The 20987-nt window shown below is 66.6% G+C and carries 25 protein-coding genes; 16 read left to right on the top strand and 9 right to left on the bottom strand.

The features are described 5' to 3' along the window. Positions 1-55 precede the first annotated feature (55 nt). The 4 genes from egtD (at position 56) to TVD_RS07820 (ending at position 3434) form a co-directional block, all read left to right on the top strand. On the top strand, positions 56-1078 hold the full coding sequence (gene egtD / locus TVD_RS07835; RefSeq protein ID WP_018145478.1) for an L-histidine N(alpha)-methyltransferase: 1023 nt from the start codon (positions 56-58) through the stop codon (positions 1076-1078). 5 nt (positions 1079-1083) lie between these two features. After that, a complete protein-coding gene (locus tag TVD_RS07830; RefSeq protein ID WP_018145479.1) occupies positions 1084-1596 on the top strand; it encodes a SixA phosphatase family protein in 513 nt (170 codons plus the stop codon). Positions 1597-1598: 2 nt separating this feature from the next. Beyond that, positions 1599-3098, top strand: a complete 1500-nt coding sequence (gene ppx, locus TVD_RS07825; RefSeq protein ID WP_047251278.1) for an exopolyphosphatase — start codon at positions 1599-1601, stop codon at positions 3096-3098. Between the two features lie 120 nt (positions 3099-3218). Next, positions 3219-3434 carry a hypothetical protein gene (locus TVD_RS07820; protein ID WP_047251942.1) on the top strand — a complete coding sequence of 72 codons (216 nt, stop codon included), beginning with the start codon at positions 3219-3221 and terminating at the stop codon, positions 3432-3434. Between the two features lie 223 nt (positions 3435-3657). Here the strand turns inward: TVD_RS07820 and ppk1 are convergent, their stop codons facing one another. Beyond that, positions 3658-5742 (bottom strand): polyphosphate kinase 1, encoded by a 2085-nt coding sequence (ppk1, locus tag TVD_RS07815; RefSeq protein ID WP_019628077.1) that lies wholly within the window; start codon positions 5740-5742, stop codon positions 3658-3660. A gap of 200 nt (positions 5743-5942) precedes the next feature. Between ppk1 and TVD_RS07810 the strand changes: the two genes are divergently transcribed. Further along, positions 5943-6560 (top strand): hypothetical protein, encoded by a 618-nt coding sequence (locus TVD_RS07810; RefSeq protein ID WP_047251277.1) that lies wholly within the window; start codon positions 5943-5945, stop codon positions 6558-6560. 49 nt (positions 6561-6609) lie between these two features. Beyond that, positions 6610-6939, top strand: a complete 330-nt coding sequence (locus TVD_RS07805) for a putative signal transducing protein (protein WP_038068268.1) — start codon at positions 6610-6612, stop codon at positions 6937-6939. A 296-nt stretch (positions 6940-7235) separates the two neighbouring features. On the opposite strand, the gene TVD_RS07800 is transcribed toward TVD_RS07805, so the two are convergent. Then, positions 7236-7979 carry a lytic transglycosylase domain-containing protein gene (locus TVD_RS07800; RefSeq protein WP_018650027.1) on the bottom strand — a complete coding sequence of 248 codons (744 nt, stop codon included), beginning with the start codon at positions 7977-7979 and terminating at the stop codon, positions 7236-7238. Positions 7980-8092: 113 nt separating this feature from the next. On the opposite strand from TVD_RS07800, the gene TVD_RS07795 reads away from it, so the two are divergent. The 3 genes from TVD_RS07795 to TVD_RS07785 are packed head-to-tail and all read left to right on the top strand — an operon-like array spanning position 8093 to position 9883. Then, positions 8093-8899 carry a biotin--[acetyl-CoA-carboxylase] ligase gene (locus TVD_RS07795; protein WP_047251276.1) on the top strand — a complete coding sequence of 269 codons (807 nt, stop codon included), beginning with the start codon at positions 8093-8095 and terminating at the stop codon, positions 8897-8899. After that, on the top strand, positions 8892-9674 hold the full coding sequence (locus TVD_RS07790) for a type III pantothenate kinase (RefSeq protein WP_047251275.1): 783 nt from the start codon (positions 8892-8894) through the stop codon (positions 9672-9674). Before TVD_RS07795 ends, TVD_RS07790 begins: the two co-directional genes overlap by 8 nt. Continuing rightward, positions 9662-9883, top strand: coding sequence for a hypothetical protein (locus tag TVD_RS07785; RefSeq protein WP_019571771.1), 222 nt, complete (start codon positions 9662-9664; stop codon positions 9881-9883). The genes TVD_RS07790 and TVD_RS07785 overlap by 13 nt, the downstream gene beginning before the upstream one ends. A gap of 7 nt (positions 9884-9890) precedes the next feature. Here the strand turns inward: TVD_RS07785 and TVD_RS07780 are convergent, their stop codons facing one another. Genes TVD_RS07780 through dapC form a run of 4 tightly spaced genes read right to left on the bottom strand, consistent with a single transcriptional unit; the run spans position 9891 to position 12838 of the window. Beyond that, positions 9891-10418, bottom strand: coding sequence for a DUF2062 domain-containing protein (locus tag TVD_RS07780; RefSeq protein WP_047251274.1), 528 nt, complete (start codon positions 10416-10418; stop codon positions 9891-9893). 13 nt (positions 10419-10431) lie between these two features. Then, on the bottom strand, positions 10432-10785 hold the full coding sequence (locus TVD_RS07775) for an ArsC family reductase (protein WP_047251273.1): 354 nt from the start codon (positions 10783-10785) through the stop codon (positions 10432-10434). Further along, positions 10778-11599, bottom strand: coding sequence for a 2,3,4,5-tetrahydropyridine-2,6-dicarboxylate N-succinyltransferase (gene dapD / locus TVD_RS07770; protein ID WP_018145491.1), 822 nt, complete (start codon positions 11597-11599; stop codon positions 10778-10780). The genes TVD_RS07775 and dapD overlap by 8 nt, the downstream gene beginning before the upstream one ends. A gap of 45 nt (positions 11600-11644) precedes the next feature. Then, positions 11645-12838 carry a succinyldiaminopimelate transaminase gene (dapC, locus tag TVD_RS07765; RefSeq protein ID WP_047251272.1) on the bottom strand — a complete coding sequence of 398 codons (1194 nt, stop codon included), beginning with the start codon at positions 12836-12838 and terminating at the stop codon, positions 11645-11647. A 233-nt stretch (positions 12839-13071) separates the two neighbouring features. On the opposite strand from dapC, the gene TVD_RS07760 reads away from it, so the two are divergent. From TVD_RS07760 to TVD_RS07745, 4 genes are all read left to right on the top strand, one after another. Then, entirely contained in the window at positions 13072-13449 is a 378-nt protein-coding gene (locus tag TVD_RS07760) for an ArsR/SmtB family transcription factor (protein ID WP_047251271.1), read from the top strand. 112 nt (positions 13450-13561) lie between these two features. Then, positions 13562-14032, top strand: a complete 471-nt coding sequence (locus TVD_RS07755; protein ID WP_047251270.1) for an ArsI/CadI family heavy metal resistance metalloenzyme — start codon at positions 13562-13564, stop codon at positions 14030-14032. A gap of 29 nt (positions 14033-14061) precedes the next feature. Next, positions 14062-15153 carry an ACR3 family arsenite efflux transporter gene (gene arsB / locus TVD_RS07750; protein ID WP_047251269.1) on the top strand — a complete coding sequence of 364 codons (1092 nt, stop codon included), beginning with the start codon at positions 14062-14064 and terminating at the stop codon, positions 15151-15153. Then, positions 15150-15437, top strand: a complete 288-nt coding sequence (locus TVD_RS07745) for a CC/Se motif family (seleno)protein (protein ID WP_047251268.1) — start codon at positions 15150-15152, stop codon at positions 15435-15437. The genes arsB and TVD_RS07745 overlap by 4 nt, the downstream gene beginning before the upstream one ends. A 121-nt stretch (positions 15438-15558) precedes the next feature. Here the strand turns inward: TVD_RS07745 and TVD_RS07740 are convergent, their stop codons facing one another. The 3 genes from TVD_RS07740 to TVD_RS07730 all read right to left on the bottom strand — a co-directional run bounded on the left by TVD_RS07740 (position 15559) and on the right by TVD_RS07730 (position 17594). Next, a complete protein-coding gene (locus tag TVD_RS07740; protein ID WP_047251267.1) occupies positions 15559-16290 on the bottom strand; it encodes a glycosyltransferase in 732 nt (243 codons plus the stop codon). A 5-nt stretch (positions 16291-16295) separates the two neighbouring features. After that, positions 16296-16616 carry a rhodanese-like domain-containing protein gene (locus TVD_RS07735; protein WP_018951981.1) on the bottom strand — a complete coding sequence of 107 codons (321 nt, stop codon included), beginning with the start codon at positions 16614-16616 and terminating at the stop codon, positions 16296-16298. Positions 16617-16940: 324 nt separating this feature from the next. Then, entirely contained in the window at positions 16941-17594 is a 654-nt protein-coding gene (locus tag TVD_RS07730) for a Crp/Fnr family transcriptional regulator (protein WP_047251266.1), read from the bottom strand. A gap of 691 nt (positions 17595-18285) precedes the next feature. Between TVD_RS07730 and TVD_RS07725 the strand changes: the two genes are divergently transcribed. The 3 genes from TVD_RS07725 (at position 18286) to TVD_RS07715 (ending at position 20981) form a co-directional block, all read left to right on the top strand. Next, positions 18286-19326 carry a fatty acid desaturase gene (locus tag TVD_RS07725; protein ID WP_047251265.1) on the top strand — a complete coding sequence of 347 codons (1041 nt, stop codon included), beginning with the start codon at positions 18286-18288 and terminating at the stop codon, positions 19324-19326. Between the two features lie 732 nt (positions 19327-20058). Further along, complete coding sequence (locus TVD_RS07720) at positions 20059-20235, top strand: CsbD family protein (RefSeq protein ID WP_047251264.1); 177 nt, start codon at positions 20059-20061, stop codon at positions 20233-20235. Between the two features lie 137 nt (positions 20236-20372). Then, positions 20373-20981: a PAS domain S-box protein gene (locus tag TVD_RS07715; protein ID WP_047251263.1), complete on the top strand. Its 609-nt coding sequence runs from the start codon at positions 20373-20375 to the stop codon at positions 20979-20981. Positions 20982-20987 lie beyond the last annotated feature (6 nt).

Genomic DNA, 20987 nt, shown 5'->3' with positions numbered 1-20987 from the left:
GGCGTCCGGGGTTTCGTGCTAGCGTGCCGCAAACCACCCCGATACGGAAGCCCGGATGTCCGCCGAACCCAGTGCTGTCTCTATTTCCCCTCGTTACAGCCGCCAGGTGGTGGAGGAACGCGACGCCCACGCCGACTTGCTGGCCGATTTCCGCGCGGGGATGCTCGAGCCGCCCCGGTCCCTGCCGCCGAAGTATTTCTACGATGCGCGCGGATCGCAGCTGTTCGATGCGATCTGCGATACCCCGGAGTATTACCCCACGCGCCTGGAGGCCGACCTGCTGGAGCGGCATGCCGAAGCGATCCTGGAGGCATCCGGGGCGCGCACGCTGTTTGAACTCGGCAGTGGGACGTCGCGCAAGACCGAGTACCTGCTGGCGGCGCTGGAAGCCCGCGTCTCCGCGCCCCATTACGTCGCGAACGATGTCTGTGGCGAGATCCTCGACGAGGCCGGCGCGCGACTCCTGCAGCGCTTCGATCAGATGCGCGTGGACAGCCTGTGCGGGGACTATGCGGCGGCGTTGACCCATCTGGCCGATGTTTCCGGTGCGCAAGCCGACGGTCCGCGCCTGTTTGCCTTTCTCGGCAGCAGTCTGGGGAATTTCGAGGACGCCGAGGCGGCTGCACTGCTGCGACGAATCCGCGACACCATGAACCCCGAAGACCGGCTGCTGCTGGGGCTGGACCGGGTCAAGCCGCGCCCGGTCCTGGAGGCGGCCTACAACGATGCGGCGGGGGTAACCGCGGCATTCAACCTGAACCTGCTGTCGGTGTTGAATACCGAGTTGGGGGCGGACTTCGATCCGGAGGGTTTCGAGCATCGCGCTCCGTTCGTCGAAGACCTCTCGCGGATCGAGATGCACCTGGTGTCGCGGCGACAGCAGACGGTGCGCGTGTCGGAGCCGGAGGCGGTTCTGGAGATCGCCGAAGGCGAGGTGATCCGGACCGAGATCTCGCGCAAGTTCAGCCGCGAGGCCATCGACCGTCTGCTGACGGCGGCCGGGCTCGAACATGCGGCACAGTGGTCGGCGCCCGAGGAGTGGTACTCCCTGTTTCTGCTGCGGCCGGGGGCGGACTGAGCGGGATGCGCGCACCGCGGCTGGTGCTGGTGCGGCACGCCCAGGCCGGAAATCCCGGCGACTGGGACGGGGCGGATCGTGACCGGCCGCTGACCGACAAGGGCCAGGTGAGTGCGGTACGCATGGCGCAGGCGCTCGGGGATCTGCTGCCGGGATCGGTCGAGCTCCTTTGCAGCCCCTATCTGCGGGCCCGCCAGACGGCGATCCCCCTGTCCCAGGCGCTGGATGTCCCGGTGCGGCAGAAGAAATGGCTGGCGCCCGGACAACCCACGGGGCTGGAGGTCGAGGCCCTGGCCCGCAATCTCCCGGCGGATGGTGGACTGGTGATCGTGGGACACGAGCCGGACCTGTCGCTGCTCGTAAGCTGTCTGCTGGGCACGACGGGCGGGCGGAGTCTGGTTCATATGGGCAAGGGCGATGCCTGCGGATTGACGGGCGCGCTGCCGGGCCCCATGCAGCTCGCCTGGCACCTGCCCCGACGTATCCTCGAACGGCTGGCCGGCGGTGAGGCGGATTGAACATGCACACGGAGAACGATGCCGAGACGGTTGCGGCCGTTGATCTGGGTTCCAACAGCTTTCACATGATCGTGGCACGGCGCCAGGACGGCGAGGTCCTGAAGGTCGACCGCATCAAGGAGACGGTGCGTCTTGCCAGCGGTCTGGATCCCGATGGACAGCTGGATCCGGAGGTGGGGCAGCGTGCCCTGGCTTGTCTGGATCGCTTCGGCCAGCGACTGCGCCAGCTGCCGCGCGGCTGCGTGCGCGTGGTCGGCACCAACACCTTGCGCCAGATGGACGACAGCCGCGCCTTCCTGCGCGCGGCGGAAGAGGCTCTGGGGCATCCGGTTGAGATCATTGCCGGGCGCGAGGAAGCGCGGCTGATCTACCTGGGTGTGGCGCATGCGCTGGCGGACGATAGCGGCCGCCGGCTGGTGATGGATATCGGTGGCGGCAGTACCGAATTCATTATTGGAGAGCGCTTCGAGCCGGTCCTGGCCGAGAGCCTGGAGATGGGCTGCGTGACGTTCACCCAGCGCTTCTTCGCCGATGGCAAACTGACGCGCAAGGCCTTCGCAGCCGCGCAACTGCAGGCGCAGCGGGAGCTGCAACCGATCGCGAGTGCCTACCGCGCGGCCGGCTGGGAGCAGGCGCTGGGGGCGTCGGGTACGATCCTGGCGCTGGACCGCATGGTGCATGAGGGGGAATTGGACGAGGCGCCGGGTGTAAGCCGCGAGAACCTGGAGCGGCTGCGCGATGCGCTGATCGAGCAGGGGGCCATCAAGCGGCTGAAATGGCCTGGTCTGGCCGAGGACCGGGCGCCCGTGATTGCCGGTGGCCTTGCGGTGCTTCTGGGTGCCTTCGAGGCGTTGGGGATCGAACGGCTGCACCCCTCGGACGGGGCCCTGCGCGAGGGCGTGATTCACGACCTTCTGGGACGTTTTCGGCACGAGGACGTGCGTGGCAGCACCATTCACCATCTGCGCCGGCGGTTCGCGGTCGATGCGTCCCAGGCGGAGCGGGTGCAGGCGACGGTGGCGCGCCTGGTGACCGCCGTTCGCGCTGCCTGGGAGCTTGGCGAGGACGACGCGGAACGCCTGGATTGGGCGGCCGAACTGCACGAGATCGGCCTGGCACTAGCCCACAGCAAATACCACAAACATGGGGAGTACATCCTCACCTGGGCCGACCTGCCGGGTTTCTCGCAGCCCGAACAGGCCGAGTTGGCGTGGCTGGTGCGCCTGCACCGGGGCGGGCTGAAGCCCAAGTTGTTGTCCGGGGTGCGAGAGGATCGCGCGCGGCCGCTGCTGTTCATGGCGGCCCTGTTGCGTCTGGCCGTGTTGCTGCATCGTTCGCGTGCGCCGGATCCGGTGCCGCTGGAGCGCATCGAGGCGACGCATGAGGGTCTGACGCTGACCTTCGCGCCCGACTGGCTGGATACCCACCCGCTAACGCGCGCCGATCTGGATGCGGAACGCGAAGATTGGGCGCGCCACAAGCTGGAACTGGAGTTCGAGTGAGCCCCTATTCCGAACCGGACACAAGGAACGCAGGATGCTGACATTGGTGGTCTGGATCTCTAAGTACTCGCGGTGCCGCTGTGGATCGGCATCTGGTGGTCGGCGACCGGGTTTCGGTTGATGCGACACAACCGGTTGCTGGCACTGCCCTTCCTGCTCCGCCATGTGCAGTCGATCGGCCTGAATTTCGGGCTATTCCTCTGCGTGGCCGGGATCGTGGTCCTGCTGCAGGACCTGCTGCGGCACCGCGACGCCGAGGTCAGCTTGCTGGGCGGGATGCACGATGTCCCGCGTTCCGGCACCGCTTCAGCGGACCGGGACCACGACAAATCCTGACCTGACCAGCCATGACGTTCAGCCAGTCGCCGGGTCGCAGGATGGGATGAGCGCAGCGAATCCCATCAAGGGATTGGCATGACGCGGGAAATGGTGCGTTTCGCTGCGCTCAACGGCACCCTACCGCGGCGGAAGGGAGCCAACGCCTGGGAGAACGTTCCCTGCAATTGGCTGAAGCTCGTTGCCAATAAGGGATTCTGCAGTCGGCGAGACAGAGGGTCGCTCAGCCCGTGGTGGCACCCGACAGTTGGGCGGTCAGGGATTCCTGGGCGGAATAGGGGATCTCGCCCGCGGTTGGCCGGATGCGTTGGTAGCTGCCGTCGGGCTGCAGTGCCCAGGCGGTGGCGTTGTCCTGCAGATAGTTGAACAGGGATTCCTCGGCGACGCGGTCGCGCAGTTCCGGGTCGCGTACGGGGAAGGCCACTTCGACGCGGCGGAAGAAGTTGCGCGGCATCCAGTCGGCGCTCGACAGGAACACCTCGGGGTCGCCGCCGTTCTCGAAATAAAACACGCGGGAGTGTTCCAGGAACCGGCCCAGGACCGAGCGCACCTCGATGGTTTCCGAGATGCCGGGCACCCCGGGGCGCAGGCTGCAGATGCCGCGCACGACCAGCTGGATAGGGACGCCCGCCTGCGAAGCCTTGTAGAGGGCCTGGATGATCTTCGCCTCGTTGAGCGAGTTCATGCGCGCGACGATGCGGGCGGGCTTCCCGGCTTGGTGGTTGTCGATCTCGCGCTGGATCTTCTCGAGCATCGCGGCGTGCAGGCGGAACGGCGCCTGGAGCAGCTGGCGCAGCCGGGTCACCTTGCCCAGGCCGGTGAGCTGGAGGAACACGCGGTGGACGTCCTCGGTAAGCACGGGGTCGGCCGTCAGCAGGCCGAAGTCGGTATATGCCTTGGCAGTGCCGGAGTGATAGTTCCCGGTGCCCAGGTGGGCGTAGCGGGTGATGCGGTCGCCATCGCGGCGCACGACCAGCGCCAGCTTGGCGTGGGTCTTGTAGCCGACCACGCCGTAGGTCACATGGACCCCCGCGTCCTGCATGCGGTTGGCCAGTTCGATGTTGTCGGCCTCGTCGAAGCGCGCCCGCAGCTCGATCACGACGGTGACCTCCTTGCCGGCCTGCGCCGCCTCGATCAGGATCTCGACCAGCGGCGAGCGGGTGCCGGTGCGGTAGAGCGTCTGCTTGATGGCCAGCACCCGCGGGTCCGCCGCCGCCTGGCGCAGGAAGTCGACCACCGGCATGAACGACTGGTAGGGGTGATGCAGCAGCAGCTCCTGGTCGCGGATGCAGGCAAAGATGCCGCTGCCGCTCGTGTCACTGCGGGGCAGGGCCGGGACCAGCGGGGGAAACTTCAGGTCCGGCCGGTCCACCAGTTCGTGCACGGCCATCAGACGGTTCAGGTTGACCAGGCCCGTGACCTGATACAGGTCGTCCGGCTCCAGGTGGAATTGCTGCAGCAGGAACTCCGCGACCTCCTGCGGGCAGTTGTCCGCGACCTCGAGGCGCACGCCGGCACCGTAGTTGCGCTGGGGCAGCTCGCCCTCCAGGGCGTTCAGGAGGTCGTCGATCTCCTCTTCCTGCACGAACAGGTCGGAGTTGCGGGTCAGCCGGAACTGGTAGCAGCCCGTGACCTTCATGCCCTGGAACAGCTCGTCCACGTGCGCATGCAGGATGGACGACAGCAGCACGAAGTCGTTGTCGCCGCTGGCGACCTCGCGCGGTAGCCGTACCAGGCGCGGCAGGGAACGCGGGGCCTGGACCACGGCGCGGCCGGATTCACGCCCGAAGGCATCCTTGCCCTTGAGAGTGACGATGAAGTTCAAGCTCTTGTTGAGGATGCGCGGGAATGGATGGGCGGGGTCCAGGCCGATCGGGCTGAGGACCGGCTGGAGTTGTTGGCGGAAGTACTCCCGCACCCAGTCCCGCTGGGCCGCGTCCCAGTGGGTGCGCCGAACGAAGTGGATCCCCTCCGCTGCGAGCGCCGGGATCAGCTCGTCGTTCAGGGTGCTGTACTGCTGTTCCACCAGGTCGTGGGCGCGCGGCGCGATCTGGCGCAGCTGTTCAGCGGCCGAGAGGCCATCCGGGCCCGGGGCCTGCACGTTCAGTTCGACCTGCTGGCGCAGCGAGCCCACGCGGACCTCGAAGAATTCGTCCAGGTTGGTGGAGGAAATGCTGAGGTAGCGCAGGCGTTCCAGGAGCGGGAAGGCCGGGTCCTGGGCGATGGCGAGTACCCGGCGGTTGAATTCCAGCAGGGACAGTTCGCGGTTGAGGAACAGGTCGGTTTGGGTCACGTCGGCATCCGGCATGCACGACTCGCGGCAGAAGTGGGACCGAGAGTCTATGACGGCATTATGTCAGTTCCGTGAACCGGGGTCGGTTGGGACGGCCCGGAACGGTCCTGGAAGTCCCCGGGCGGCGTACCTGAACTGCGCTGTCTCGGCGCTGGTGGCTATACTTGAATGCTTGATCATGCAGCGCGAAATGCGCTGCCGTAAGGAGAAGTCCGTTGGCCGAATTTACCCTGACACTGCACGCGCGCGACGAGGCACAGCCGGAGCTGCACAAGGTCTCGGTGGTCGCCGAAGGCGAGCTGCCCGAATACGGTCAGGTCTGGGTCTGGGACATCCTCTACGCCCGGCAGTTGTTCGCCCTGGGCGAGGTGCAGGCGGCCCAGGACCTCAAGGAGTCCCTGGACCTGTGGGCAGTGAACATGTCCAGCAAGGTGTTTCAGCCCCACGGCCATATCCTGTCCAAGGGCTACCTGGACCTGTCCGAGAACCTGCAGCTCGTGACTGGGGACGATATCCCCGCCGCGGCCGAAGGCGATCGCCAGGTGGTGGTCTCGGTCGATGGCCAGGCCGGGCAGCTGCCGGATGTCGTGGTGTCGCCGGAGAGCCTGACGGCCGAAGAACGCCAGGACCTCGTGCTGGGGCTCGGGCAGTACTTCAACTTCGAAAATCCGATGTTCGCGCGCGAGCTGCCGATCCACGTGCTGGCCATGCGCAAGTACTACGCGGACATCAACTTGCCGCATACGCAGATCGCCCTCGACGAGGCCCCGTTCTTCGCCATCCAGAAGGCGATGGAGTACTTCCAGGCCGCCAACCAGGGCACCGTGCAGTAGGCACTGCCGCCGCTGCGCCGGGTCCGCGCTGCGTGCTACGGTCGCGATCATGAGGACCGTCTATTCTGCCGCCGACCCGGTGATGGCCGGGTTCATCGAGACCCTGCTGCAGGAGGCCGGCATCCCGGCCTACGTGAACCAGGCTGGGCTTTACGGTGCCGTCGGGGAAGTCCCGCCGACCGAGACCTGGGCCCGCATCATGGTCGTGCACGAGGAACAGGCCGAGGAGGCGCGCGCCATCATCCTGGAATACCTGGAGGGCGAGCCCGAACACGACGGCCGCGACTGGAAGTGCCCGCGCTGCGGCGAGGTGATCGAGCCGCAGTTCACCCAGTGCTGGAACTGCGGCCGGGACAAGCCTAGGGAGACGCTGAGTTAATCGCACGTTCGCGCTCGAGTCGCTTTTGCGTGCGAACAAGGCGCGGTGACTGCCGTGCAGTCATTCTGCACAAGGGAACCGCAACGCCGTGCGCGCGCCCGTTTTTATCAACGACGGGCGGCCGAGCCCGCTCTTTCAATGATTTGTCGGGTTGGTGCCCCCTGTTCCCCGATCCTGCGTTGCGCCGCTTGCGGGTAGAACCACTACCCGCTGCACGACGCGCCTGGTCTCGGGAAACAGGGGGCACCAACGCGAACGTGCGATTAAATCAGCGTCTCCCTAAGGCCTGAGGGTCGTCAGTCGGGCCGCCCGTTGCCGCCATACTGGGCGCGGATGCGCTGGATGTAGTTCTGTGTCTCGCGAAACGGGGGCACGCCGCCATGCCGTTCCACCGCGCCGGGGCCGGCATTGTAGGCGGCCAGGGCGAGATCCAGATCCCCTTCGAAGCGATCGAGCATGGCGGCCAGGTAGCGCGTGCCGCCATCGATATTCTGGGCGGGATCAAAGCGGTCGGTCACCCCGAGATCGGCGGCGGTAGCGGGCATCAGCTGCATCAAGCCGTGCGCGCCCACCCGGGATACCGCCTGCGGATCGAAGCAGGACTCCACGTGAATCACCGACTGCACCAGCGCCGGGTCCACGCCCTGGCGGTGGGCGGCGTTGTGGATGAGGTCCGCGAAGTCGCCACCGCCGGTGGCCAGGGCATTGCGGGCGCGGGCACCGCAACGTGCGCGGGCGGTCGGTCGGCCGTAGGTGGCGATCAGCTCCATGCCGCTATTCTGCTGACGCTGGTTGGTGATCAGGCGCTCTCCACCCGGGCCCTGGAACACGAAGATCTGACTGGGTGACCAGTTTCCACCGCCGGGTGTCGAGGTAACCGTGCCGGCACCGCCGGGCGAGCGGATGGTCTCGTAGGGAACGCCCTGCGGGCGCTCGTCGGTCAGGACCCGAGCCCCGGAGGCATCGCGAAAGGAGTAGAGCTCGGCCGCGCTGGTGCCGGCCAGAGCCAGCCCCGCCACCAGTATCAGCAGGCGCAGCACCGTCCGACCGGAATGCTTACCATGGTGCCTTGTATGCAAGCCCTGTTCCCCCTGGCCCGGATGCGAGCCGAGTACTGATCCCGATGACCGAGACCGCGTTCACAGTTTGCATTATGGCGCCGGAGAGCGCACGCCTGAAAGCGCGTGTCGAACGCCTGGTCGACGGGGCGGGTGTGACGGCGCCGGCGGTCGAGGTGCTGGAGTCGGTGGACTCGACCAACGGCTATCTGCTGGAGACCCGCCGCGAGACGGGCGATCTGCCACGCGCCTGCGTGGCGCAGGCCCAGACAGCGGGCCGCGGGCGGCGCGGTCGCGTCTGGCATTCGCCTCCGGGGGCGAGCCTGGCGCTGTCGCTGGCATGGCCCATCATGCAGGGGCGGGTGCCGCCCGCCTATCCGGTCGGGGTTGGCGTTGGGGTCATCCGTGCGCTGGAAGCGCTGGGTCTGGAAGGTGTACGGCTCAAGTGGCCCAATGATCTGATGGTCGATGCCGCCAAGCTGGGCGGCATCCTGGTGGAGCAGCGCGCGGCGAGTGGTGGCCAGCCAGGCTGGCTGGTGGTGGGGATTGGTCTCAACCGGCAAGGCGCCGGTGCCCTGGAGCTGGACCGTGCGGTGACCGATCTCGCGACCCAGCTCCCCGGTCCGGTTCCGGATCTCCTGGAGCTTGCAGCCCGGGTGATCGCGGAGCAATGTCGCCTGCATCCGCTGTTGATGGGCGAAGGGCTTGTGCCGCTGGAGCGTGAGCTGGTGCGGCTGGACTGCCTGCGCGGCCGGCCGATCGAAATCCTGGATGACGGCGTCCGCGGACAGGCGCATGGAATCGATCCGGCGAGCGGCTGCCTGGTTGTGCAGTTCGACGACGGTGCGATCCGGCACCTGCATTCGGGCGAGGTCTCGGTACGGAGTTGCGAACATGGCTGACATTGCCCTGGTGGATATCGGCAGTACCCGTGTGAAGTGGCAGGTGCGCAACGCGGAGGGCGAAGTGCTGGGGTCCGGGGCGAATCGCGACCCGGCCGGTTGTGTCCGTGGCCTGGCCTCGATGGCGCGCGAGGCCCCGCTCACGGCCGTCTGGTTGTCGCGGGTCGGGCCCGGCGAGCGCGAGGCGGCGTTCTCGGCCGAACTGGCGGCTGCCGGGATCGACGCGCCGGTACACGCGGTGACGGTGCCGGCGAACGGCCCGCATGGCCTGCGGATCGACTATGCGGCGGGGCAGTTGGGAGTGGATCGCTACTGCGCGCTGGTCGCGGCGCGGGCCCGCTGCGATGCGCCGATGATCCTGGTCGATGCCGGCACCGCCGTCACCGTGGATGTACTGGAGGCGGACGGTCGCCATGCGGGAGGCTATCTGTTGCCGGGGCGCCAGCTCGGCTGGGAGGCGCTGCAGACGCGTCTGACAGATCGCATTGCGCCGCGCGAGGCCACGCAATGGCCGGATGATCTGGAGACCGCGCCGGGCCTGAACAGCACCGAGGCCCTGGAGCGCGGATGGAGCCTGGGGCTGGCCGGCGCGCTGGATGGGTTGATCGCGCGCTCGCGGACCGCGGAGCGGGCGGGCGCGGCCTGCTGGCTGACGGGGGGCGATGCTTACTGGCTGGCGCCGGTGTTGCGTGCAGAGTCCACGATCTTCCCGAACCTGGTGCTGGACGGTCTCTGGGAGCTGTCGCGCTGGGAGGGCGCCGAATGCGCTGGCTGATCCTGTTTCTTGCGTTGGTGAACCTGGGGTATTTCACCTGGGCCTGGCATGACGGCCGCCTCAACCCCGATCCCTACGCGGACGTGCCTCCGCTGGAGCGCAATGGTGGCGAGGTGGAGCTGCTGGATGCGTGGCTGGAGGCGCCTGCTGGTGACCCGGACCCGGGCGATTCGGTGTGGCGTGAATGGCGTCGGAGCGAGGTCCCGTAGTGGGTCTCTAACGCTCCCGCTGTGCAGCGCGTTCGGCACGGCGCCGGGCGCGGTGGCGTTGCCAGGCGGCCGACAGGCGGCGGGAGGCCCAGTAGCCGGCAATGGCGGTTGGCGTGGCGATCAGCAGGCTGCCCATCAGGGTATAGGTGATCTCGTCCCCGATGCCCTGCAGATACCAGGCGTCGGGGTCGTGCGAGATCAGGGGGACATGATAGAACACGGCCTCGCCGAGTTCGTGGAAGCCCCAATACAGCGGCGCGGCGGTGAAGGGGTTGCTGACGAACGAGGCCACGAACGCCGTCGGAAAATTGCCCGCCAGTGCAATGCACAGAATGATCATCAACACGGTCTGGAAGCCGACCGTGGGGGTCAGGCCAATAAACAGCCCGATCGCGACCCCGCGGGCCAGCGCCTCCGGGCCGCTCTTCATGCTCCCGGCGGCATGCAGCCCGGAATGCAGGCGCGGATGACGGGCCAGCCAGTTGTGGGCGCGCCAGCGCAAGGCCCGCCAACGGATGCTGGCCCGCCTCAGCATGGCCGCGAGTGCCTCAGGCCGCTCCCCACCGGGCCGCAGTCTCGGGGGTCCAGCCGACGGTGATCGCGTCGTCCTGTTCGATGACGGGCCGCTTGATGAGCGCCGGGTGTTCGAGCATCAGCGCGATGGCGCGTGCCGCATCCAGTCCCTCGCGCTGATCGTCCGGGAGTTGGCGCCAGGTCGTGCCGCGCCGGTTGACCAGGGTCTCCCAGCCGACGGCGTCGACCCAGCCGCGCAGCCGATCCGCCTCCAGCCCGTCCCTGCGAACGTCCACGAAACGATAGCCCACGCCGGCCGCATCCAGCGACCGACGGGCCTTGCGGACGGTATCGCAGTTGGCGATGCCGTAGAGCGCGATCTCAGACATCGCGCAGCAGGGCGTTCAGGCCCACCTTGGCCTTGGTCTTCTCGTCGACGCGCTTCACGATCACGGCGCAGTACAGCGAGTACTTGCCGTCTTTCGACGGAAGGTTGCCGGAGACGACCACGGAACCGGCCGGCACGCGGCCGTAGAGGATTTCGTCGTTCTCGCGGTCGTAGATTCGGGTGGACTGGCCCAGGTACACGCCCATGGAGATGACCGCGCCTTCCTCGACGATCACGCCCTCGACCACCTCGGAGCGTGCGCCGATGAAGCAGTTGTCCTCGATGATGGTCGGGGCGGCCTGCAGCGGCTCCAGTACGCCGCCGATACCCACGCCGCCGGAGAGGTGCACGTTCTTGCCGATCTGAGCGCAGGAGCCGACCGTGGCCCAGGTGTCCACCATCGTGCCTTCATCGACATAGGCGCCGATGTTCACGTAGGACGGCATCAGCACGGTGTTGGGGGCAATGAAGCTCCCGCGACGGGCGGTGGCCGGGGGCACGACGCGCACGCCCGCCTCGCGGAAGTCGCGGCTGGAGGTGTCCGCGTACTTGGACGGGACCTTGTCGTAGTAGTTGGTGAAGCCGCCCTTGATGAACTCGTTCTCGGAGATGCGGAACGACAGCAGCACGGCCTTCTTGAGCCATTCGTTCACCACCCAGTCGCCGTCCTTTTTCTCGGCGACGCGGGCACGGCCGGTGTCCAGCATATCCAGCGCCTCGTTCACGGCGTCGCGGACGTTGGTTTCCACGTTGCGCGGGTTGATGTCGGCGCGGCGTTCAAAGGCGGCTTCGATGGTGCTCTGGATATCGGACATTAGGTATTCCCTTTAAGGCAATGAAAAATAAACTGATGAGTGGCGTTAACGATAAAGCGCAGTGATTCGCTCGGCCGCCTCGATGCAGGCGGCGGGCGCGGCGACCAGCGCCATGCGCACGTGTCCGGCCCCGGGATTGTGCCCGGTCTCCGGGTCGGTCCGGGAGAGGTAGCGCCCCGGCAGGACCGTGACCCCCGCCTCGCCGTAGAGGCGTCGGGCAAAGCCCTCGTCGTCACCATCCGGCACGCGCGGCCACAGGTAGAAGCCGGCGGCGGGTGCTCGCACCTCGATCACCGATTCCAGGATCGGGACCACTGCAGCGAATTTCTCGGCATAGAGGGCACGATTCTCGGCCACGTGGGCCTCGTCTGACCAGGCGGCGCGGCTGACGGCCTGGGTCGGCGGCGGCAGGGTGCAGCCATGGTAGGTCCGGTACAGCGCGAAGCGGTCGAGCAGGGCCGCATCGCCGGCCACGAAACCAGAGCGTAGCCCCGGCAGGTTGGAGCGCTTGGACAGGCTGTGGAAGACGATGCAGCGGTCGAACGCGGCGTTGCCCATGCGCGCCGCGGCCCCCAGCAGGCCGGCCGGCGGCTCGCCATCGGGGTGGTAGATCTCGGAGTAGCATTCGTCCGCCGCGATGATGAAGTCATGGCGCTCGGCCAGGCGGATCAGATCCTGCATCGCGGCCTCGGACATGCAGGCCCCGGCGGGGTTGCCCGGGTTGCAGATGTAGACGAGCTGCACGTCCTCCCAGGTGGCCGCGTCGACCGCCGAGAAGTCGGGTAGATAGCCGTTCTCCGGCGCCAGGTCGTAGAAGGCCGGCGCGGCCCCGGCGAGCAGCGCCGCGCCCTCGTAGATCTGGTAGAACGGATTCGGCATCAGCACGCGGGCGCCGGGCTTCTCCGCCACGACCGCCTGGGCAATCGCGAACAGGGCCTCGCGCGTTCCGCTGACCGGAAGCACCTGCCGTTCCGCGTCCACATTGCCGAGGTCAAACCGCCGTTGCAGCCACGCCGCGATGGACTCGCGCAGGGCCGGTTCGCCGCGTGTGGTCGGGTAGTGGTTGAAGCCCTGGAGGGAGGCCCGCAGGACGGGTTCGACGAAATCGGGCAGTGCATGACGCGGCTCGCCAATCGACAGTGCGATGGGCTCCCGGTCCGCAGGCGGTTGCAGGTCCGCGAACAGCCGGCGCAGGCGTTCGAACGGATAGGGCTGTAGCCGGTCCAGGCGCGGGTTCATTGCGGCTCGGGCGTCGTGGTCGGAGTTGAACGGAAGACCGCGCAGTATACCGGGCCTCGATGCCCCGCGGGAAAACCCCGACAGACCGGCGGCGACCGGGTGGTCCGGCGCGAACCCTGCAGGCTGAGCGGGGAGGCATCGGGCGGTTCTTGAGAAAGAGGTGCGCGCCCGCGGCAACGGCGACTGGGTCCTGTCACTTGACAACGATACAAGGAGGGTTGAAGTATTTGTCCATGGACAAGGTCACCGCCACCCACATGTTCGAGTCGCTGGCCTCCGGCATTCGCCTGGATATCGTGCGCCTGCTGGTGCGTTATGGCCACGATGGGCGGGTCGCCGGCGAAATCGCCGAAACCCTGGAACTGCCGCGCACGAACCTCTCGTTTCACCTCAAGACCCTGACGCAGGCGGGCCTGCTGACCGTCACGCAGGAAGGGCGCTATCAGCGCTATCGGGTGAATCTCGACGCGATGCAGGAGCTGGTCACCTACCTGACCGAAAACTGCTGTGCGGCCGACTCCGACAGCTGCGCGTTGCCTGCGGCCCTGGACTGTGCAGGGGATACGGAAGCCACAGCGGCTCGGCCAGTGGCGGGCCGGCACGTTCGATAGACCACGCGCCCGGGTGGGGACCGCAACAACCGAGCCGGGCCGGGTCCACCCGGGATGACCCGTGGGACCCCGGGCCGATCCGCGAGATGGAGTGAATCGAGGAGTCTGATCCATGAAGCGCATGCACCTGCACGTTTCCGTGCCGGAACTGGAACCGGCGATCCGCTTTTATTCGCATCTGTTCGCGGCCGAGCCGAGCGTGGTCAAGGGCGACTACGCGAAATGGATGCTGGAGGACCCGCGGGTCAATTTCGCGGTGTCGGCCCGCGGTGCGCCGTTGGGCCTGAACCACCTCGGCATCCAGGCCGAAGAGGCGGGCGAGCTCGACGAACTGGGCCAGCGTCTGGACGCCATCGACGCGGACGTGCACGAGGAGATGGGCACGCATTGCTGCTACGCGCAATCCGACAAGTACTGGACCACCGATCCGGGCGGGATCGCGTGGGAGAGTTATCACACGCTCGGGAGCATCCCGATGTTCGGCGCACAGGATGAAGGTACCGGTGACTGCTGTGTACCGGAAGGGACATCAACCGTCTCGTGCCAGCCAGCTAGTGACAATGAAGCCAAGGGTTGCTGCTGACGCGTTACCCGGGAGATACGGAGGAAGCAATGACCGACCGGAACGCCTCCGTCGAGGAGATCTCGACGAAGGAAGGCATGGGGATCTTCGAGCGCTACCTGAGCGTGTGGGTGGCGCTGTGCATCGTGGCGGGCGTCGCCCTGGGGCAGCTCCTGCCCGTCGTTCCGGAGACGCTGTCGCAATGGGAATACGCGCAGGTCTCCATCCCGGTGGCCATCCTGATCTGGGCGATGATCTACCCGATGATGGTGCAGATCGACTTCTCCGCCATCCTCGGCGTGCGCCGGGAGCCGAAGGGCCTGGCCATCACCACCTCGGTGAACTGGCTGATCAAGCCGTTCACCATGTTCGCGATCGCCTGGTTCTTCTTCATGGTGGTGTATGCCGCCTGGATCCCGGAAGACCTCGGGCGTGAATACCTGGCCGGGGCGATCCTGCTGGGCGCGGCGCCGTGTACCGCGATGGTGTTCGTCTGGAGCTACCTGACCCGCGGGGATGCCGCCTACACGCTGGTACAGGTGGCGGTGAACGACATCATCATGCTGTTCGCCTTTGCCCCCATCGTGGTGCTCCTGCTGGGCGTGTCCAATATCCACGTGCCCTGGGACACGGTCGCGCTGTCGGTGCTGCTGTACATCGTCATTCCGTTCGTCGCCGGCTACCTGACGCGCATCTGGCTGATCCGCAAAAAGGGCATCGAGTGGTTCGACAACGTGTTCATGAAGCGTCTGGGCCCGGTCACGCCGATCGGCCTGCTGGTGACGCTGGTCCTGCTGTTCGCCTTCCAGGGCGAGCGCATCCTGGAGAACCCGGGGCATATCGTGCTGATCGCGATTCCGCTGATCATCCAGACCTTCCTGGTGTTCTACATCGCCTACTACTGGGCCAAGGCGTGGCGGGTGCGTCACGCGGTGGCGGCCCCCGGCGCGATGATCGGCGCGAGCAACTTCTTCGAGCTGGCGGTGGCCGCGGCGATCGCGATGTTCGGCCTGCAGTCGGGTGCCGCGTTGGTGACCGTGGTGGGCGTGCTGGTCGAGGTGCCGCTGATGCTGGCGCTGGTGCGCATCGCCAATCGCACCCGCCACTGGTTCCCGGCGGACACCGAGGCGAGATCGGCATGACCGCGATCACCCTGACCGACGCCGCGCGCGAGTGGCTGGCCGGGCAGGGCGGCGAGGTGGTGCTGCGATGGTCCACGCGCCACGGTTGTTGTGGCGGACAGGCGGCGGTTCCAGTGGCCGAGCGCGGCGCGCCCCGCCGGGCCGACGGCTACACGGAGCGCGAGATTGAAGGGATCCGGGTCCATGTGGCGGGGGACCTGGGTCCGGGCCCCTACCGGATTGACGTCGAGGGCCTGTTTCGCTGGCGTCGCCTGGTGGTGGAAGGGGAGATGGGGCGGCGTTGATACTCGGGGCGGGGGAACACGATGTCCGAACGAATTCAGGTCGCGGTGGATCGATGGTTCGGTGGCCGACGTTGTCGACATCCTGATCACCGGGGCCCGATTTCGGCGTTCGGTCTCTTCCTTACTGCCGTCGTGGGCGGCTGTACCAGAACCAGCTGAGGCGGCGTGAGCGCAGGCTCCAGGGGAACAGCAGCACCTGCGTCACCACGAGGATGTGGCGACCTGGATGGAACCAGTCCGCCTTGCGGCCGGAGGTCAGTACGGGCGTTTCCAGGATCTCGACGCGCTGGCCGTGCGCGCGGCCCCAGCGTTTCAGCGCGCGGGACAGGAATACCTCTTCCCCCGCGTACACGGCCTCGCTGAAGCCGTCCACCGCCGCGAAGGCCTCGCGGGTGCAGAAGACGTAGCAGCCAGCCGCCAGAGCCAGGCGCGCGGAGAGGGTGTTCCACGCGGTGGCACCCCAGCGATAGATCCGGTGGCTGAGGTGGTCGAAGGTCACCCGAGCGCCACCCCCACAGACCTCGCCGCTGTCCAGCGCGTCCAGTGTTGCCTGCAACAGGGCGCGGTCGGGCCAGGTGTCGGCATCGACGAACAGGAGGTAATCGCCGCAGGCTACGGCCGCGCCGGCATTGCGGGCGCGGCTGATGCGGCGCTCGGGTTCGAACACGACGCGGCATCCCGCGGCCTGGGCAATCTGGGGCGTGCGGTCGGTCGAGGCGTTGTCGACCACGATGATCTCGCTGTTCCGGTCAATGCCGGATAGCGCTTCCTGCACCGCCGCCAGGGTGCGCGGCAGCCATTCGGCCTCGTTCCAGGCCGGGATGATGATCGACAGGGCCGGTCTGCGGGACACGCGGGTCAGTAGGTCGGCATGTGGGGATCGACATCGCGCGCCCAGGCATCGACGCCGCCGGTCAGGTTGATCACGTGCTGGAATCCGGCCCGGTCCAGGAATCCGCAGACCTGCTGGCTGCGCACCCCGTGGTGGCAGATCACCACGATCTCGCCCTCGGCGTTCAGATCCTGATAGGCCGTCGGGATCTGGCCCATCGGGAGCAGTTGCGAGCCCCCGATGTGGCAGTGCTCGTATTCCCAGGGCTCGCGTACATCCAGGAGCAACGGCGGGTGCTCCGCCTGGGCGAGGTAGTCCTGTAGTTCTCGGGGAGACATCTGGCGCATGGGTCGATCCGTGCCTGAGTAAGCCCGCCACGCTAGGGTGCGGCGGGCCGGGGCGCAAGAAACACGATCATTACCGCGTCGAGGGGGATTGACCGGCATGCTGTCGCGGAGGGAGACACCCATTCATGGGTACGGCGGGTCGAGGCGCCCGGGATCGTATCGTGTGGTTTGCGGCAGGAGGGCTGGCTGGAGGTTGCGGCGGTTCTTGTATAACTGCGGCGATGGGGAGGCGTGCGAGAGCATGCGAATGGCACCCGGGCCCGCGACGTTCGTGGTGGATGGGCCCGGCACCAGGCGCTGCATCCATGGCGATCGCGGGGGCTGTCAGCGAGACACGCTTAATCGGCCTCCCGTTTGCAGGTCAGGCGTCGTCGACAGCAGACGATGGTATTCCGCCCGCACCGCCGCATAGCATTCACAGGCACACGCCTCCAGACCGGGCCGGTCGAGCACGGTGATGTGCCCGCGGTGATACTCGATCAGCCCCGCTTTTTGCAGTTTTCCGGCGGCGCAGGTGATGCCTTCCCGGCGCACGCCCAGGATATGGGCGATCAGTTCCTGGGTCATTTCGAGGGTGTTCGCGTGCAGACGGTCGAGATTCAGGAGCAGCCAGCGGGCTAGTTGCTGGTCCAGGGTGTGGTGACGGTTGCATACCGCCGTTTGTGCCATCTGGGTCAGCAGCGCCTGGGTATAGCGCAACAGCAATTGCCGCATGTGCCCGCCGTGGGTGAACTCGTCTTTCAGGACCTGGGCCTTCAGCCGGAATCCGTGTCCGGCGCTATGCACGACAGCGCGGCTGGATGTGCTCTCGCCGCCCATGAACAAGGAGACCCCGATCATGCCCTCGTATCCAACCACGGCAACTTCGGTCGTTGCGCCATCCTGCATCACGTTGAGGAGGGACACGATGGCCGTGGTGGGGAAGTAGGCGTAGCGCATCGGGTGTCCGGGCTCGGCGAGGACTTCCCCCAACGGCATGGGTACCGCCTCCATGTGCGGGGAAAGATGCGCGTAATCGTCGAGCGGAAGTCCTGCGAGCAACTCGTTCGCGCGAAGTCTATCGGAGTACGGCATCCTGGCCCCCCTGCCCGAAGGTTGAATCAGTACATAAGCCCCCCCCGGTGGCCGCAAGCGCGACGGTGCCCCATCGCTGCTGGCTGAAGTGTTCATGGATTCGATCGTTACAAAGCCATGTTGTTTTAATAGCCTCACGGATGCTGGGCGTCAACGCTCTATTTACGTAAACGTGAAGCTGACAGGATTCTTTCGGGGGGCGTCCAGCCGCATGCGTGTCGACCCGGGCCACGCGGGTGCGGAGCCGGGACGGAATCGCGGGCCGATCGCGCAACACCGGGGTGCCGCAGAGGTCTGGACGTTCCACTTTCAATGTGCGTGTCCAATTGGCGTGACCAGGGTGTCTGCACGGACTCGCGGAGGCGAACAGACGACAAGGTTCGTGGGGGGAGGGGCCGAAACTGCCATGGTACTGCGGGCGCAGTGTGTGGGATCGAACATACAGTGAGCGCGCCTGGCCCCACTATAGGCTGGAAGTGTACGGCTTTCGGACCCGCTCCTGTATCGAGACCGAAAGCCCGGTGTTAGAAACCGGCTCGCCGGCGGCGGGGTGCGAACCCGGCCGCTGGAGTCGAGCCAAGTACGGAGTCCCAGCATGGAGCCACAAGCAGCGGTTGTCGAACCCGTCGATGATCCCCGAGCGTTACAGCGCGCACTGTCCGCATATCGTACGCCGCTTCTCGCGCGCAGCGTGTTTGAACTGGTCGTTACCGTGATCCCGTTCGGCCTTTTCTGGTTTCTGACCTGGGCCAGTGTGAGCGCCGGCTACTGGGTTGGCCTGGTGCTGGCCATTCCCGCTGCCGGATTTCTCGTGCGGCTGTTCATGATCCAGCATGACTGCGGGCACGGGTCATTCTTCCCGTCCCGGCGCGCGAATGACTGGGTGGGGCGGGCGCTGGGCGTCTTCACGCTCACGCCCTACGACTTCTGGCGCCACACGCATGCCCTCCATCATGCGCACTCCGGCAATCTGGATCGCGCGGACGAGGGGAGCATCGATACCTTGAGTGTGCGGGAATACCAGGCCCTGTCTGCCTCGCATCGCCTGCGTTACCGGCTGTACCGGCACCCGCTGATCCTGTTCGGGCTGGGTCCGGTGTACCTTTTCATGTTGAGCAACCGCCTACCCGTCGGGTTCCTGCGCGCGGGATGGATGCCCTGGTTGAGCACCATGGGTACCAATGCAGGCATTGCGCTGGTCGTCGTTGGGATGATGTGGCTGGTGGGTGTGGGCACCTTCCTCCTGGTGCACCTGCCGATCGCGGTTCTGGCGGGCGCGATCGGTGTCTGGCTGTTCTATGTCCAGCACCAGTTCGAGAATACGCGGTGGGCGCACGACGAGGCGTGGAGCTTCCAGGAAACGGCGCTCTACGGCAGCTCCTATTATGATCTGCCCGCCCCGCTACGCTGGATGACCGCGAATATCGGGATCCACCACGTCCACCATCTCGCCAGCCGCATTCCGTTCTATCGATTGCCCGAGGTGCTGGAAGACCATCCGCAGCTTCGCAAGATCAGCCGTGTCACGTTGAAGCAAAGCCTCCATTGCGCCCGGCTCGCCCTGTGGGACGAGGAGCGGCAACGTCTGGTCCCCTTCGAACACGCAAGCACGCAGACACCTCCGGTACGCGCGTAGACAGACAGAGCGGGGTCTCCGGCAGGGCGCTCGACGCGTGCGTCGACCGCCGGTACCGGACGTGCGAATGGACCAGGGTCTCCCTGGCGCGCAACCGGCCATGCCGGATGGCGCACCCTGTCTGGAAGATGGCGGCCTGTGGCTGCTCCCCCGAATGACCGGCGGACTGTTCGGCGGCCCGGCAAAGCTGCGGGCAAACCCTCCGCGGCGACGATGCGGGTCCTATCGGAGTCCGAAGAATCCCAGGATGAACAGGACGATAACGATGGCGCCGACGATGTAGATGATCTGGTTCATGAGCTTTTTCCTGGTTGGACGGGTTCGGCAACAGGCTGTCCGAACCCCGTGATTCGCCTTCAAGCGTATGCGTGGCCGGATTGCCCGTCGGTGCGGCACCGCACAGGGCGTTTCGGGACTCATTCAAGCGGGCCGCGCACGCTGCGAGGTCACTGCAATGGCTGGCTTGTGACGCACAGACACCCGCATGGCCGCATGCCGAAGCAGGACGGGTTGTGTTCCGCTGCCGGGTTTTGTTCGGCAACAGACAGACGCTGGGCTTGGCGCTCACGTAGCTTGAAGCTGGCGAAACGCCGGGAACGCGAGTGGTCGCTCGGACACGCCGGAGACCGTCGCAGAGATGCGGGTCGGGCCCCCGTAAGTGATTGACGGGTGGGCCGGGCGGCCATCTCGGATGTGACTCCTTTTTTCGACCATCGTTAATGGGAGAGGGACATGAACAAGGACCAGATCAAGGGCCGCGTCGAAGAGGCGAAGGGCCAGGCAAAGCAGACGGCCGGAAAGGTCGTTGGCAACGAGGAACTGGAAGTGAAAGGGCGCGCTCAGAAGGCGGGCGGTAAGCTGCAGGCGGGGTATGGCGACCTGAAGAAGGACATCAAGGATTCCACTTGACCCGGACTTCCGACGGGTGGCCCCGGTCACCGGCTGCGATCACGGTGCGTGCGCCGGGAAGCAGAGCGACCCGGCACCGGGCTATCATGCGGGCACCAGAGGTCGTGACCTCGGGAAGGATTTTGACTGGAGGACCGATGCGGAAGCTGAGCCCGGAGTTCGAGAGACAGTTGCAATTGCGCCATGAGGCCGAGTCCCGGCTTAAAGAGGGCTCGGCTCCGCCTAACGGTGGCTGGACGGTTGGCCCGGATTCGCTGACGCTCCTTTATCGCCTGGCAAGCGACCCCGATACCGCCGCGGATGCGCTCAGGCTGCTGAGTGAACTGCAGACCCACCAGGTCGAGCTGGATCTGCAGAACTCCCAGCTGAGAACCGACCAGGAGGAGCTGGACCAGGCCCTGGCTCGTTATCGGGGTCTCTATGAGTTTGCACCGGTGGGGTACCTGGTGGTCGGGCTCGATGGAAGAATCCTCGAAGGCAATCGTGCCGGCGCGGAGCTGCTCGGTACGGCACCGGATGGACTCGAGGGCGCGCCCCTGGCGTCGTGGTTCGCGCAGGGCAGCCACTCGGCGATCCAGGGCGTGGTTGATGCGTGCCGGGAAGGCGCCGGGGGTGTCTGCTGCTCGGTTGAATCCAGCGGCCGAGGGGATAATGGCGCGGAGCCGTTGCGAATCACCGCGAGCCTGGGCCCGGGGGGCGAGGACGTATTGCTGATCGTCTCGAGGTGCGAATCATCGCCGCGATGAGCCTGC

The organism is Thioalkalivibrio versutus (genome assembly GCF_001020955.1).
In the GTDB taxonomy this organism is placed as follows: domain Bacteria; phylum Pseudomonadota; class Gammaproteobacteria; order Ectothiorhodospirales; family Ectothiorhodospiraceae; genus Thioalkalivibrio; species Thioalkalivibrio versutus.
The sequence above is the reverse complement of the archived record's forward strand: the minus strand, read 5'-3'. Positions and strand labels throughout refer to the sequence as shown.

Excerpts from the sequence above, each read along its gene's own strand:
- egtD (WP_018145478.1), top strand. The coding sequence starts at position 56 with ATGTCCGCCGAACCCAGTGCTGTCTCTATTTCCCCTCGTTACAGCCGC.
- TVD_RS07830 (WP_018145479.1), top strand. The coding sequence starts at position 1,084 with ATGCGCGCACCGCGGCTGGTGCTGGTGCGGCACGCCCAGGCCGGAAAT.
- ppx (WP_047251278.1), top strand. The coding sequence starts at position 1,599 with ATGCACACGGAGAACGATGCCGAGACGGTTGCGGCCGTTGATCTGGGT.
- TVD_RS07820 (WP_047251942.1), top strand. The coding sequence starts at position 3,219 with ATGCGACACAACCGGTTGCTGGCACTGCCCTTCCTGCTCCGCCATGTG.
- ppk1 (WP_019628077.1), bottom strand. The coding sequence starts at position 5,742 with ATGCCGGATGCCGACGTGACCCAAACCGACCTGTTCCTCAACCGCGAA.
- TVD_RS07805 (WP_038068268.1), top strand. The coding sequence starts at position 6,610 with ATGAGGACCGTCTATTCTGCCGCCGACCCGGTGATGGCCGGGTTCATC.
- TVD_RS07795 (WP_047251276.1), top strand. The coding sequence starts at position 8,093 with ATGGCGCCGGAGAGCGCACGCCTGAAAGCGCGTGTCGAACGCCTGGTC.
- TVD_RS07790 (WP_047251275.1), top strand. The coding sequence starts at position 8,892 with ATGGCTGACATTGCCCTGGTGGATATCGGCAGTACCCGTGTGAAGTGG.
- TVD_RS07785 (WP_019571771.1), top strand. The coding sequence starts at position 9,662 with ATGCGCTGGCTGATCCTGTTTCTTGCGTTGGTGAACCTGGGGTATTTC.
- TVD_RS07780 (WP_047251274.1), bottom strand. The coding sequence starts at position 10,418 with ATGCTGAGGCGGGCCAGCATCCGTTGGCGGGCCTTGCGCTGGCGCGCC.
- TVD_RS07775 (WP_047251273.1), bottom strand. The coding sequence starts at position 10,785 with ATGTCTGAGATCGCGCTCTACGGCATCGCCAACTGCGATACCGTCCGC.
- dapD (WP_018145491.1), bottom strand. The coding sequence starts at position 11,599 with ATGTCCGATATCCAGAGCACCATCGAAGCCGCCTTTGAACGCCGCGCC.
- dapC (WP_047251272.1), bottom strand. The coding sequence starts at position 12,838 with ATGAACCCGCGCCTGGACCGGCTACAGCCCTATCCGTTCGAACGCCTG.
- TVD_RS07760 (WP_047251271.1), top strand. The coding sequence starts at position 13,072 with ATGGACAAGGTCACCGCCACCCACATGTTCGAGTCGCTGGCCTCCGGC.
- TVD_RS07755 (WP_047251270.1), top strand. The coding sequence starts at position 13,562 with ATGAAGCGCATGCACCTGCACGTTTCCGTGCCGGAACTGGAACCGGCG.
- arsB (WP_047251269.1), top strand. The coding sequence starts at position 14,062 with ATGACCGACCGGAACGCCTCCGTCGAGGAGATCTCGACGAAGGAAGGC.
- TVD_RS07745 (WP_047251268.1), top strand. The coding sequence starts at position 15,150 with ATGACCGCGATCACCCTGACCGACGCCGCGCGCGAGTGGCTGGCCGGG.
- TVD_RS07735 (WP_018951981.1), bottom strand. The coding sequence starts at position 16,616 with ATGCGCCAGATGTCTCCCCGAGAACTACAGGACTACCTCGCCCAGGCG.
- TVD_RS07730 (WP_047251266.1), bottom strand. The coding sequence starts at position 17,594 with ATGCCGTTGGGGGAAGTCCTCGCCGAGCCCGGACACCCGATGCGCTAC.
- TVD_RS07725 (WP_047251265.1), top strand. The coding sequence starts at position 18,286 with ATGGAGCCACAAGCAGCGGTTGTCGAACCCGTCGATGATCCCCGAGCG.
- TVD_RS07720 (WP_047251264.1), top strand. The coding sequence starts at position 20,059 with ATGAACAAGGACCAGATCAAGGGCCGCGTCGAAGAGGCGAAGGGCCAG.
- TVD_RS07715 (WP_047251263.1), top strand. The coding sequence starts at position 20,373 with ATGCGGAAGCTGAGCCCGGAGTTCGAGAGACAGTTGCAATTGCGCCAT.